General features: G+C 65.6%; 14 protein-coding genes. 4 read left to right on the plus strand and 10 right to left on the minus strand.

What is annotated here, in order from left to right; translation table 11 throughout:
• Nucleotides 1–152: 152 nt before the first annotated feature.
• The 6 genes from CK227_RS26505 to CK227_RS26530 form a co-directional block, all read right to left on the minus strand.
• Nucleotides 153–545: a DUF1801 domain-containing protein gene (locus CK227_RS26505; protein WP_095774925.1), complete on the minus strand. Its 393-nt coding sequence runs from the start codon at nucleotides 543–545 to the stop codon at nucleotides 153–155.
• Nucleotides 546–578: 33 nt separating this feature from the next.
• Nucleotides 579–1,007 carry a DUF1801 domain-containing protein gene (locus CK227_RS26510; RefSeq protein ID WP_095774926.1) on the minus strand — a complete coding sequence of 143 codons (429 nt, stop codon included), beginning with the start codon at nucleotides 1,005–1,007 and terminating at the stop codon, nucleotides 579–581.
• An 11-nt stretch (nucleotides 1,008–1,018) separates the two neighbouring features.
• A complete protein-coding gene (locus CK227_RS26515; RefSeq protein ID WP_095774927.1) occupies nucleotides 1,019–1,240 on the minus strand; it encodes a hypothetical protein in 222 nt (73 codons plus the stop codon).
• A gap of 35 nt (nucleotides 1,241–1,275) precedes the next feature.
• Nucleotides 1,276–1,668, minus strand: a complete 393-nt coding sequence (locus CK227_RS26520; RefSeq protein ID WP_095774928.1) for a VOC family protein — start codon at nucleotides 1,666–1,668, stop codon at nucleotides 1,276–1,278.
• A 133-nt stretch (nucleotides 1,669–1,801) separates the two neighbouring features.
• Complete coding sequence (locus tag CK227_RS26525) at nucleotides 1,802–2,233, minus strand: SRPBCC domain-containing protein (RefSeq protein WP_095774929.1); 432 nt, start codon at nucleotides 2,231–2,233, stop codon at nucleotides 1,802–1,804.
• A complete protein-coding gene (locus CK227_RS26530; protein ID WP_095774930.1) occupies nucleotides 2,230–2,553 on the minus strand; it encodes a metalloregulator ArsR/SmtB family transcription factor in 324 nt (107 codons plus the stop codon). The genes CK227_RS26525 and CK227_RS26530 overlap by 4 nt, the downstream gene beginning before the upstream one ends.
• A 100-nt stretch (nucleotides 2,554–2,653) precedes the next feature.
• Between CK227_RS26530 and CK227_RS26535 the strand changes: the two genes are divergently transcribed.
• Nucleotides 2,654–3,517, plus strand: coding sequence for an NAD(P)H-binding protein (locus CK227_RS26535; RefSeq protein ID WP_095774931.1), 864 nt, complete (start codon nucleotides 2,654–2,656; stop codon nucleotides 3,515–3,517).
• On the opposite strand, the gene CK227_RS26540 is transcribed toward CK227_RS26535, so the two are convergent.
• From CK227_RS26540 to CK227_RS26555, 3 genes are all read right to left on the minus strand, one after another.
• Entirely contained in the window at nucleotides 3,514–4,230 is a 717-nt protein-coding gene (locus CK227_RS26540; protein WP_095774932.1) for a gamma-glutamylcyclotransferase, read from the minus strand. The genes CK227_RS26535 and CK227_RS26540 overlap by 4 nt on opposite strands.
• A gap of 121 nt (nucleotides 4,231–4,351) precedes the next feature.
• Nucleotides 4,352–4,873, minus strand: a complete 522-nt coding sequence (locus tag CK227_RS26545) for an Hsp20/alpha crystallin family protein (RefSeq protein WP_095774933.1) — start codon at nucleotides 4,871–4,873, stop codon at nucleotides 4,352–4,354.
• A gap of 633 nt (nucleotides 4,874–5,506) precedes the next feature.
• Nucleotides 5,507–6,415 carry a LysR family transcriptional regulator gene (locus tag CK227_RS26555; RefSeq protein ID WP_095774935.1) on the minus strand — a complete coding sequence of 303 codons (909 nt, stop codon included), beginning with the start codon at nucleotides 6,413–6,415 and terminating at the stop codon, nucleotides 5,507–5,509.
• A gap of 98 nt (nucleotides 6,416–6,513) precedes the next feature.
• Between CK227_RS26555 and CK227_RS26560 the strand changes: the two genes are divergently transcribed.
• The 3 genes from CK227_RS26560 to CK227_RS26570 all read left to right on the plus strand — a co-directional run bounded on the left by CK227_RS26560 (nucleotide 6,514) and on the right by CK227_RS26570 (nucleotide 10,944).
• Nucleotides 6,514–7,737 carry an MFS transporter gene (locus CK227_RS26560; RefSeq protein ID WP_095774936.1) on the plus strand — a complete coding sequence of 408 codons (1,224 nt, stop codon included), beginning with the start codon at nucleotides 6,514–6,516 and terminating at the stop codon, nucleotides 7,735–7,737.
• An 82-nt stretch (nucleotides 7,738–7,819) separates the two neighbouring features.
• Nucleotides 7,820–8,512: a DUF2270 domain-containing protein gene (locus CK227_RS26565; protein ID WP_095774937.1), complete on the plus strand. Its 693-nt coding sequence runs from the start codon at nucleotides 7,820–7,822 to the stop codon at nucleotides 8,510–8,512.
• 98 nt (nucleotides 8,513–8,610) lie between these two features.
• Nucleotides 8,611–10,944, plus strand: a complete 2,334-nt coding sequence (locus CK227_RS26570; RefSeq protein WP_245318260.1) for a cation:proton antiporter — start codon at nucleotides 8,611–8,613, stop codon at nucleotides 10,942–10,944.
• Between the two features lie 24 nt (nucleotides 10,945–10,968).
• On the opposite strand, the gene CK227_RS26575 is transcribed toward CK227_RS26570, so the two are convergent.
• On the minus strand, nucleotides 10,969–11,112 hold the full coding sequence (locus CK227_RS26575; protein ID WP_095774938.1) for a hypothetical protein: 144 nt from the start codon (nucleotides 11,110–11,112) through the stop codon (nucleotides 10,969–10,971).
• Nucleotides 11,113–11,217: the final 105 nt, after the last annotated feature.

Genomic DNA, 11,217 nt, shown 5'->3' on the forward strand with positions numbered 1-11,217 from the left:
CTGTTGTCGGCTATTTCGCCAATCGCCAGCGTTGCAGAAAATGCGCCGGCGTTGCGGCCAGGCCCTCTCGCCCCGTTTACGGGGAGAGATGTCCGGCAGGACAGTGAGGGGCAGCGCTGACGTCGACCGTTGGATAACGGCCCATGACGCAGTTACTTTCGAGCCTTGGAAGTATTCAGCGCCACGGCGGCCCGCACCAGCGCCTTCAGCGCCTCTTCGTCGACTTCCTCACCCTTCTGAAAATCGATCGCCCGCCGCGTGTTGCCTTCGAGGCTGGAGTTGAACAGCCGCGTGGGGTCGGGCAGCGCCGCGCCCTTGGCGAAGGTCAGCTTGACGATGCTCTTGTAGGTCTCGCCGGTGCAGATCATGCCGTCATGTTCCCACACCGGAACCCCGCGCCACTTCCAGGTCTCGACGACATCGGGATCGGCTTGATGGATAAGCGCGCGCAGCCGGCCAAGCATGTCGCCGCGCCAATCGCCGAGTTCCGTGATCCTGCCGTCGATCAGTTCGGAGGCGGATTTGCGCTCCTGCGATCCGGTCATGCTGTTCTCCTCGAGACTTGGACAATAATGCGCTCACATGCGCTCGCCAGGCAATTGGCTGGCCTGCTTCACCCAGGCGCTGAATTGCGCCTCGTCAAACGCGTCGTCCTCATGGATGTCGAGGTAGCGCGTGTCCCGACTTTTGGATTCGCCCGGCGGCACCGGATCCAGCGACATGCCGCGAAAGAAGGTCACCTTGATGTATCTGGTGAAGCAATGGAAGCTGAGGAACCAGCCTTCGCCCTCGATGCCGTAGAACGGCGAGTTCCATTTCACCGCCTTGTGCACGCCGGGCACGGTGCGCCCGATGAGCGCGTCGAGCCGCCTGCCCATCTCGCGCTTCCAGCCCGGCATCGCCGCGATATAGGCCTGCACCGGAGCGTCGCCATAACCCTTGGCGATCTGCGGATTGCCGCCGGAAAGCAGCTTCGGCTCAGCCTTGGCCGGGGTCGACTTGACCATGCGCCTTCCTCCTATCCGTTGGCCCGCTGTGCGCTGCGTCCTTTCGCGACATAGGGCAGCACGAACATATAAAGGCCGCTGAACAGCATAAGGAAGAGCGGCGGCAGTGGCGAATAAACCACCCAGGCGGGCGGCTGTCCAAACGCCATGGTGACGAAATTGGCGACGACGGTCGCCGTGAAGATGATCGACAGCCAGCGATGCGCCTGCCTGATCCAGGTGCTCCAGTCCAAAATGACCTCCTGTGAAACGTGTGAAACCAGGCGCGCTACCAGCGCGCCAGCTGAGTGATCTGGATGAGATTGCCGCAGCCGTCATTGAGCTTGGCGATGGTCGAGCCGGTCACCTCGGTCGGCGCCATGGCGAATGTGCCGCCGCGCGCCTTGATGCGCTCATGATCGCCCTTGATGTCGTCGGTGAAGAACATCACCGCCGGTTGGCCCTGCTCGAACATCGCCTGCTGATAGGTTTTGGCGGCCGGCTGGTCGTTGAGGGCCAGCTGCAGCTCGGTGCCCTCGGGCTCGTCCGGCGAGGCGACCGTCAGCCAACGGAACGGCCCATTGCTGAAATCGGCCTTCTTGGTCAGGCCGAGCACGCCGGTGTAGAAGGCAAGCGCCTTGTCCTGGTCGTCGACATAGATGCTGGTCAGTTTGATCTTCATCGTCTTTCTCCATGGGTTTTGCTGGCGGTGTGCCGCCCGGTGAAGTCAGGGGTTGGGTTCGATCGGCCGGCGGAGCAATTCCAGGAAAAGTGTGAAACGGTTTTCCGTCCGGAATTGCGTCAAAACAACGGGTCTAATCCGTCCGGTCGAGAAGCTGCTCCAGCTTCTCGAAGAATTGCGGCCAGCCCATCTTGGCGCCGCCATAGGCGCGCCGCTGCTCCGGCCGGAAGCCGGATTGCTCCATGCGCAGATGCGTTCCGGTTGGCGTCGGGGTGAGCGTGAAGGTCACCACGCTTTGCAGATTGAAGGCCGGATCCTGGTGCGCGAGGTTCCAGGTGTAGGACAGCGTCTTGTTCGGCTCGACGGCCAGCACCTCGCAATCGAGCACGCCGCCCCAATCGGCGCTGATGTTGAAGCGGTGGCCGACATCAGGCTTGAAATCGTTCTTCATCAGCCACTCCTCGATCAGATGCGGTTGTGTCAGCGCGCGCCAGAGTTTTTCCGGCGGATGGGAAATCTGCCGCTCGACGACGACAGTGCGGTTTTCAGTGGCACTATCGTTCACTGGTCCATCCTTTTGAGCAAATCCTCGAGATCATCGAACCGGCTCTCCCAAAACCCGGCCATCTGGCGTGTCCAGTCCATCAGCGGCGCCAGCGCGCCAAGCTGCGCGCTGTAGTGCGTCTGGCGGCCTTCATGGCGGTCGCGCACCAGACCGGCCTGCTTGAGCACGCCCAGATGCTTCGACACCGCCGGCTGCGACACGCCGGACTGGCTCGTCAGCGCCCCCACCGTCTGCTCGCCCTGGCGGCACAGCCGTTCGAAGATCGCCCGCCTGGTCGGGTCGGCGAGCGTCCTGAAGAGCATGTCATGGGTATCCGGCATGTCAGATCGATAACCCGTTGGCTATTGGTTGACGTATAACCACAGGGATATATGTTCGTCAAGCGGTAGATTGAAGCGGCGGTAGATTGGAGCGGCAGGAATGATCCTCGTCACCGGAGCCACCGGCCATGTCGGGCGCGCCGTCGTCTCGAGCTTGGTGTCATCAGGCCATGAGGTCGCCGCGCTGGTCCGCAAGCGCGAGGCGGGGCAAGGGCGCCTGCCTCGGGAAACAGCACTACGCGTCGGTGACTACGAGGATGCCTCGACGCTCAAAGCAGCCTTCACCGGCGTCGACAGGCTGGTCCTGATTTCAAGTGATGGCGCTGCGGATGCGGTCACGCGCCATCACGCCAACGCCATCGCGGCCGCGACGGCGGCGGGTGTGCGCCACATCACCTTCACCAGTATCGTCGATATCGGCGAGAACTCGCCCTTCTACTACGCGCCCGCCTATCGCGACGCCGAGCGCCGGCTGGCCGCCAGCGGCGTGCCCTCGACCATCCTGCGCTGCGGCCTCTACAGTGATTTCATCCTCGACACATGGCTTGCGCCCGCCTCGGGACAATTGGTGCTGCCTGCCGGACAGGGCCTGGTTGCACCGGTCTCGCGCGATAATGTTGCAGCAGCCGTCGCCGCGGTGGCGACTGGGGCTCACACATCCCGCGCGCTCTACACGATCACCGGAGGCCGGGCGCTGGGCTTCAACGAAATCGCCGCCTGCTATGGCGAGGCGACGGCATGGCCCCTGCGCTATCACCCCTGCTCCCTCAGCGAATATCTGGCCTCGGCGTCGGCGCGCCTCGACGAACCCTGGCCGCGGGCCTTCACGACGCTGTGCGCGTCGATCGCCGAGGGCCGCTATGGCGGGGTCTCCCGAGACTTCGCCATGCTCACGGATAGGCAGCCGGAGAGCTTTCGAGATTTCCTGGCTCGCGCAACGTCCGCAATGCCGGCGGAAGGCTAGATGGCGCCATGGGCGCGGCCGATCTCCTGCGCCACCAGTTCCTGCAACTGCCACAGATTGCGGTCGCGTATGCCGCAGGCGTCGAGGTGGCGGATCGTCTCGAACAGATACTGCGCGCCCGAGCCCCAGTGGCCGACGGCCCTGGCCAGCGTCGCCGCGACCGCGGGCTTGTCGAGCTTGCCGGCATAGCGCGGATTGGCGGGATCGACGACGAAGCCGAGCGCCCGGCTCGCCCCGCCCTCGGTGCTGACCTGCAGCCAGCGCGGCACGTTGACGGCGGGCAGGATGGTCATCTCGCGGCGCAGCAGCGCTTCCAGATTTTCGGCGACCGGCTCGGCGATTTCGAACACCATGCCCTGGCACTGGCCGCCGCGGTCGAGCGCCATCATCAGGCCGGGCTGTTCGAGCGTGCCGCGAAAGCGCTGCACCGTGAAGCAGAACGATCGGTGCCAGCCCCGCGCCACCGCGCGCTCGCCACCCCGGACCTCGCCTGCCGGCTTCCACAGCAGCGAGCCATAGGCGAACAGCTTTAGCGGTCCGGGCGGCGCAGAGGCCAGGATCTCGTCGCGAAACCGCGCATAGTCGGCGTCCGTCATATAGACCATGCCCGGCGTCGGCCCGGCATCCGCGACCACGCGCATGGTCCGCGCCACCAGCGCCTCGGTCAGCGCCATCGGCGCCTTGCGCGGTACGGCGGAAATGGCCTTGTTCATCCTTGCGCTCCCAGCCTTGCCGCCATGTTGCCGAAGGCTGGGGGATTCTCAAGGGCGACCGGCGCGAAATCCCGCCAGTCAATGCCGGGCGTGCGCGGCACGCACGCCCGGCAGGTCCGTTCTAGTGCTTGGTGCTCTTGCCGCCGATGGGAATGCGCTTAGCCTTGCTCTGCGCCTTCTCGGACTTCGGCAAGCTCACGGACAGTACGCCATTGCGGAAGTCGGCGGCGACCTTGTCCTCCGCGACTTCGAAGCCGATCGGGATGCGACGTTCGAAGCGGCCATAGAACCGCTCGGAGAACTGACGCTCCTTGTCGTCGGTTTCGGAGTGTTTTTCGCCGCGCAACGTCAGGACGCCATCATCGAGCAACACCTCGATGTCCTTCTCCTCCATGCCGGGTATCTCGGCTGTCACGCGGATATCCTTGTCCGTTTCGGAGATTTCCACGCTGGGCCAACCGGTGCCGGCCAAAGAGAACCTGCCCATGGACGGAAGCCGCGACTCGAAGCCGCGGAACATGTCATCTACCAGGCGGCTCATCTCGCGATGCAGGCCCATGAACGGGTCCCGATCGCCTTCGCGAAAGAGGGTCGCAGACTGGCTGGTGTCGCGGCTCCACGGCATGAGATCACGAATGGTCATTGCACTTTCTCCTTTCTTGATCCTGTTTCTGGTACGTTCGTATGCACTGGCTGTGCTCCGGAGGACAATGCGCCGTCTGAAGCCGGCATCGCTGCCAGCCTGATCCGTGCTTGCTGTTTTCGCTCTGCTTCTGGTCCGATCCGCTCAACCTTTGGGAACGCCCTCGCCCGGTCGCGGGTCTCACCGCCTCCGGCACATGATGCCCGAGTTCGACGGTCACCGCCCATGAAGCTGACGCCCGCGTCTGCACCGGCCCATCTGGCGGCGGCATGGTCGATCTGGGGTTCGTTGCGGAGGGGTCAAGACCTGGTAATGCAAAGTGATCGTCGAATGCACGTACGCCCGCCTGGGGCAATCTGGCCGCCTTGCACAAGGCCGTCCGCGACGCCCGCGTCGAAGCGCTGTCGGGCTTCCGCAAGGCGGTTGCCGGCGGCCGCCGCCGACAGCGCCTGCGCCGCCAACGACTTGCTCCCTCTCAGCGCACTGAAATCCATCCAAGCTGGTCCATGAACTGGATAAGTCTCGGCACTACGACATCGGGTGTCGCCTCCCTGTGGCATTGCCGTTGCACCATGGCGGTGTCGATCGCCTTGCGACTGGTAGAAGGCGTACAGCCGCTTGGTCGTCAGCCGGCTACGACACCAGCGGCATCGGCACCTTCAGCCCGTCGATCAGCGCATCTCGGAACAGCGCGATTGGGCGGCTGAGCCGTCCGGCGGGCGGGCGGTGCAGCAGCCAGGCGCGCACTTGCGGCTTGAAGTCGGGGCAGTCGATGACCTCGACGGCGTCGCGCCAGCGGCTGTCGGCGAAGGCGCCGGGCGTGACGATGCCGATGCCATGGCCGCGCGCCACCAGCGACATTCTGAGGTCGACGCTGAGCGCCTCCACCCCGACCTGGAACGGCAGCCTTGCCGCCTCGAAACTCTGGCGGATGAAGGCGCGGAACCCGCAGCCGTTTTCGTTCATCACCCAGGCAAAGCGCGACAGGTCGGCGAGCGTCGCCGGCTTCGGCACGCCAAGGCCGGGGGACGCGACCAGCAGCACCGACTGTGCGCCGAGATCGTCGCAGACCAGCTCATCCGGCGGCGCCAGGCCTTCGGCGAGGCACACCGCCACGGCGTCGAGTTCGCTGCGCGCCACCTGCTCCACCAGCCTTGGCGACCAGCCCGAGGTGATGCGCAGCGTCAGCTGCGGAAAGGCGGCGCGCAGCGTGTCGAGCGGCAGCGCTAGTGCTGCGTCGGAGAGATAGGGCATGACGCCCAGGCGGAACTCGCCCTTGACCTCGCCTTGCGGCGACACGCCCGCCCTGAGATCGTCCAGCGAGCGCAGCACCCGCCTTCCATGCTCATAGGCCTCGCGCCCCGTAGCTGTCGGCTTCAGCGGCTTCGACTGGCGGTCGAGAAGTGCTGTCGCCAGACCATCCTCCAGATTCTGGATGCGGCGCGTGACGCCCGGCTGGGTGAGGTTCAGCCTAGCGGAGGCGCCGACGATCGAGCCGGTTTCCACCACGGCGATGAAGGCTTCGAGGTCATGGATGTTCATGCACATCTCGCATAATCATTATCGAATTGATTGAATTGTAGCATGATAATGCTTCGGCATAAAGTCCTCAAACAATATGCAAGTTTATTGAGGACCTCATGCTCGACACCAAGGACGGCCAGTTGTGCGGGCGGCTGCCCGCCAGCACCATCACCGGCCCGCAGACGCTGCTCTTCGCCGCCTCCACCGGCATCATCGTCACCAATCTGTTCGCGCCGCAGACGCTGGTCGGGCTGATCGGCCCGTCGCTCGGCGCCAGCGCCGCCAGCGTCGGCCTCGTCGCCATGGCCACGCTGCTCGGCTATGCCGCCGGCCTGTTCTTCCTGGTGCCGATGGCCGATCTCGCCGAGAACCGCGCCTTGATCTTGCGCATGCTCCTGACGGCGGCCCTCGCGGCCGGCGTCGCCGTCTTCGCACCCACCATCGCCTCGCTGCTGGTCGTCCTGTTCGTCCTCGGTGCCGCCTGCTCGGCGATCCAGATCCTGGTGCCGATCGCAGCCTCGATGGCGCCGCCCGGCGAGGCCGGCCGCGTCATCGGCGATGTCATGAGCGGACTGATGATCGGCATCCTGCTGGCGCGGCCGCTGGCCAGCCTCATCGCAGACGCCTGGGGCTGGCGCGCCTTCTACGGCCTCAGTGCTACCGCGCTCGTCCTGCTCACCGGCGTGCTCGCCTTCACCTTGCCGCAGCGGCGCCCGGAAGCAAAGTCGTCCTACGGCGCGCTGATTGCCTCACTGTTCGGGCTGCTGCGCGACGAGCCGGTGCTGCGGCGGCGTGCGCTGACGGCGGCGCTGGTGATGGCGGCGTTCAGCCTGTTCTGGACGGCGGTCGCCTTGCGTCTCGCACAGCCGCCTTTCGGCCTTGGCCAGCGCGGCATTGCGCTCTTCGCGCTTGTCGGCGCCGGCGGCGCCGTGGTCACGCCGCTGTTCGGCCGCGCCGGCGACCATGGCTGGACGCGATCCGCCACCATTGCCTGTCACCTCGTGCTGATCGGCGCTATGGCGCTCGCCGCCTGGGCCGGCGCCTCTCAGTCCGAAGCGTCATGGCAATCGCTGGTGCTGATGGGCCTCAGCGCCGTGCTGCTCGACATCGGCGTCACCGGCGACCAGACGCTCGGCCGCCGTGCCGTCAATCTGCTTCAGCCCGAGGCCCGCGGCCGGCTCAACGGCCTGTTCGTCGGCATCTTCTTCATCGGCGGCGCCATCGGCTCATTGCTGGCCGGCGCTGCCTGGACTTGGGGCGGGTGGACCTGCGTGTGCGCCATCGGCGCAGTCTTTGGCGCCACCGCCCTGGTGGTCGACTGGATCGGCGGGCCGGAATGACCGGGCGTTCTTACAATCACGCCGAGTAGCCCAAGGGAACTATGTTGCCGGCAAACTGTTTTAGTCCTTGCCGGAGGATGCCATGAACGATGCGTCGGCGACGCCCGCGGGTCCCGTCCTTTCACCGACGGAGCGCGTGAACACGCTGTCGCATTTCCACCGCGCCGAGATCGCGCGCATGGCGGGCTGGCGCGATCGGCTCGACAGGACCACGAACTGGGCGATCACCGTGGTGGCGGCGATGCTCTCGGTTTCGCTGTCGACGGCCAGCGCGCATCATGGCGTGCTGTTGTTCGCCATGCTGCTGATCCTGCTGCTTTTGTGGATCGAGGCGCGCCGCTACCGCTTCTTCGACTTCTACCGCGCCCGCGTGCGCCAGTTCGAACGTCACTATTTCGCGCAGATCTTTTCGCCGCAGCCCGACTTCGCCTCGGATTGGCTGCTCATCGTCGGCGAAGGCCTGCGCGCGCCGAAATTCCTGCTGTCGCAACGTGCCGCCCTGGTGCGCCGCCTGCGCCGCAACTACATTTACCTTTTCCTCATCCTGCTGTTGGCCTGGGTATTGAAGATCTCGACACCCAGCCTGCAAACCGTCGGCACCAGGGTCGGCTTTGGCGGTTCGCTGCGCGAAGCGGTCGACAGCGCCGCCCTTGGTCCCATACCAGGCATCGCCATCGTCGCGTTGGTGGCCGCGTTCTACATTGGGCTGCTTGCCATAGTCGTGTTCGCGGCCGGCGACGACGGCGAACTCGCCTTTGGCGATGTCCACGTCTGACCGGATGATCGACTTCCAATTCCGGCAACAGGCGGCTGCAACGCAAAGGCCGGCCATGCGTTGTCATGGTCAGTCCGCCGCGACGTTTGAGGGAACCCATGAACCGGCAACCGGCAACGACGTCAGGCCGCCTCGCGGCCACCCTCGTGCTGGCCACCCTTGCCCTGGCACCGGCAAGCCGCGCCTTCGCCGCCCAGGCGCCCGGACATGCGTCGGGCATGGGCGGCTCGGCCGAGGGCCTGTTCGTCGCCGAGATCGTGCTTCTCCTGCTGGTAGGCCGCGGCCTCGGCGAAATCTTCCAGCGTTACGGCCAGCCGGCGATTATGGGTCAGCTGATCGGCGGCATCCTGCTCGGGCCCTCGCTGTTAGGATGGATATGGCCCGACGCCCAGCACCTGATCTTCTCCAGCGATCCGGCGCAGAAGGGCATGATCGATGCGGTGTCCCAGCTCGGCATCCTGCTTCTCCTGCTCCTGACCGGCATGGAGACGGATCTGCGCCTGGTGCGCCGCGTCGGGGCGGCCTGTTTTTCGATCTCGATCACCGGCGTCGTCGTGCCTTTCGCCTTCGGCTTCGCGCTGGCACAATTCCTGCCGGACTCGCTGCTGTCCGACCCGCGGCAGCGCGTCGTCGCCGGGCTGTTCCTCGGCACGGCGCTGTCGATCTCCTCGGTCAAGATCGTCGCCATGGTGGTGCGCGAGATGAACTTCATGCGCCGCAATCTCGGCCAGGTCATCATTTCCTCGTCCATCATCGAGGACACGATCGGCTGGCTGGTCATCGCGGTGACCTTCGGCATCGCCACCAATGGCAGCCTGCAGGTCTTGCCGCTCATCACCACGGTGGCCGAGGTGGCGCTGTTCATGGTGTTTTCCTTCACCATCGGCCGCCGGCTTGTCTTCACGCTAATCCGCTGGAGCAACGATTCTTTCCGCAGCGAATATGCTGTCATCACGGTGATCCTCATCATCATGGGCGTCATGGCGCTGATCACCAACCTGATCGGCGTCCACACGGTGCTCGGCGCCTTCGTCGCCGGCATACTGGTCGGTGAATCGCCGATACTGTCCGACCACATTGAGAGCCAGTTGCGCGGCCTCATCACCGCGCTGTTCATGCCGGTGTTCTTCGGCATGGCCGGCCTGTCGGCCGACCTCACCGTGCTTACCGACCCGACGCTGGCGCTGCTGACGCTGGCATTGGTCGCCATCGCCAGCATCGGCAAGTTCGGCGGCGCCTTCCTCGGCGGCCGGCTGGCCGGCATGTCGCTGAAGGAAGCCACCGCCGTCGGCAGCGCCATGAACGCCCGCGGCTCGACCGAGGTCATCGTCGCCAGCATCGGCCTGTCGATGAACATCCTGTCCCACAATCTGTTCACGATGATCGTCACCATGGCCGTCATCACCACGCTGGCCATGCCGCCCATGCTGCGCTGGGCGCTCGGCCGCCTGCCGGTTGGACATGCCGAGAAGCAGCGCGTCGATCGCGAACTGCTCGACGAACGCGGCTTCGTTTCCAGGCTGGAGCGCCTGCTGCTGCTGGTCGACGACAGCCCGGTCGGCAAGTTCACCGCCTACCTTGCAGGCCTGGTCGGCGGCGGCAGCGGCATGCCGACCACTCTGCTTCATCTCCAGGATGGCAGGCTCGCCGGTCAGGTCGGCGACAAAGGCCCGGAACGGGCGTCCAGGGAGGTAAAGAAAGGCGCCGCCAGGAGCGCAAGGGCCGTCAGCAAGGCCGAGGACACGCTTGTCGACAGGGTCCACCTCACAGCCCGCACCGAGCTTCAGGCCAGCGCCGAGACAATCGCCGCCGAAGCCCGCAAGGGCTATGGGCTTCTGCTGGTCGGACTGGAGAACATGCTGACCGACAAAGGCACCTTCAGCGGCGCGCTGAAGGACGTCAGCAGCGGTTTCGACGGCCCGCTCTGCCTCGTGCTGAACGGCGCCAAGGCCGATGGAAAGATGCCGGTGCTGCGCGCCGGAACGACGATACTGGTCCCCGTCAACGGCACCGAGGTCGCGCGCCGCGCCGCCGATTTCGCGCTGGCGCTGGCGCGGCCGCACCGCGCCCGCGTCAAGGCGCTCTATGTCTCGCAAGCCAGGCAGGGCAGCCGGCCGGGCACGGTCTCGCACCGCCGGGAGGAAGCCGTGCTCAAGGATGTCGCCGATCTCGCTGACCGCTACGGCGTCGCCGTCGACACCGCGATCCGCACCCGCGCCACGGCGGACAGGGCGATCGCCAGGGAGGTGACCAAAGGCGCCGCGATGGTGGTGATGGGTGTCACCCAACGGCCGGGCGAGGAGCTGTTCTTCGGCGACACCGCGACGGCGGTGCTCGCCGCGGTCGCCTGCCCGGTCGTGCTTCTGGCCAGCGAACGCGTCAAGCGGGCCGACGCCAATGCCAACGAGGCGGCGGCCGAAATCAACGCCTGATCATTCCGGCGCAGCTATCGGAACTTACAGACCGAAGAACTGTCGCCCGATCATGTAGCCCAACGCCGCCACGACGAGCGGGAACAGCGCCGGCGCTGCCTTGCTGAAGAAGGAGACTTTCGTGTCCTTGGGCGGCACATAGCGTGCGTTGCCGAGATTCTTGGTCATTGCTACCCCGCGCCAAACCAGACAGTTTTGCGCATGTCGTTATCCCAAACCGCTACGCGGTTCCGGTCGGCATGCATTAGCAGACGCTTATTAACAGCATGGCCA

The sequence above is a fragment of the Mesorhizobium sp. WSM4308 genome (assembly GCF_002294905.1).
In the GTDB taxonomy this organism is placed as follows: Bacteria; Pseudomonadota; Alphaproteobacteria; order Rhizobiales; family Rhizobiaceae; genus Mesorhizobium.

Excerpts from the sequence above, each read along its gene's own strand:
- CK227_RS26570 (WP_245318260.1), top strand. The coding sequence starts at position 8,611 with ATGAACCGGCAACCGGCAACGACGTCAGGCCGCCTCGCGGCCACCCTC.
- CK227_RS26530 (WP_095774930.1), bottom strand. The coding sequence starts at position 2,553 with ATGCCGGATACCCATGACATGCTCTTCAGGACGCTCGCCGACCCGACC.
- CK227_RS26505 (WP_095774925.1), bottom strand. The coding sequence starts at position 545 with ATGACCGGATCGCAGGAGCGCAAATCCGCCTCCGAACTGATCGACGGC.
- CK227_RS26555 (WP_095774935.1), bottom strand. The coding sequence starts at position 6,415 with ATGAACATCCATGACCTCGAAGCCTTCATCGCCGTGGTGGAAACCGGC.
- CK227_RS26565 (WP_095774937.1), top strand. The coding sequence starts at position 7,820 with ATGAACGATGCGTCGGCGACGCCCGCGGGTCCCGTCCTTTCACCGACG.
- CK227_RS26510 (WP_095774926.1), bottom strand. The coding sequence starts at position 1,007 with ATGGTCAAGTCGACCCCGGCCAAGGCTGAGCCGAAGCTGCTTTCCGGC.
- CK227_RS26535 (WP_095774931.1), top strand. The coding sequence starts at position 2,654 with ATGATCCTCGTCACCGGAGCCACCGGCCATGTCGGGCGCGCCGTCGTC.
- CK227_RS26545 (WP_095774933.1), bottom strand. The coding sequence starts at position 4,873 with ATGACCATTCGTGATCTCATGCCGTGGAGCCGCGACACCAGCCAGTCT.
- CK227_RS26575 (WP_095774938.1), bottom strand. The coding sequence starts at position 11,112 with ATGACCAAGAATCTCGGCAACGCACGCTATGTGCCGCCCAAGGACACG.
- CK227_RS26540 (WP_095774932.1), bottom strand. The coding sequence starts at position 4,230 with ATGAACAAGGCCATTTCCGCCGTACCGCGCAAGGCGCCGATGGCGCTG.
- CK227_RS26560 (WP_095774936.1), top strand. The coding sequence starts at position 6,514 with ATGCTCGACACCAAGGACGGCCAGTTGTGCGGGCGGCTGCCCGCCAGC.
- CK227_RS26520 (WP_095774928.1), bottom strand. The coding sequence starts at position 1,668 with ATGAAGATCAAACTGACCAGCATCTATGTCGACGACCAGGACAAGGCG.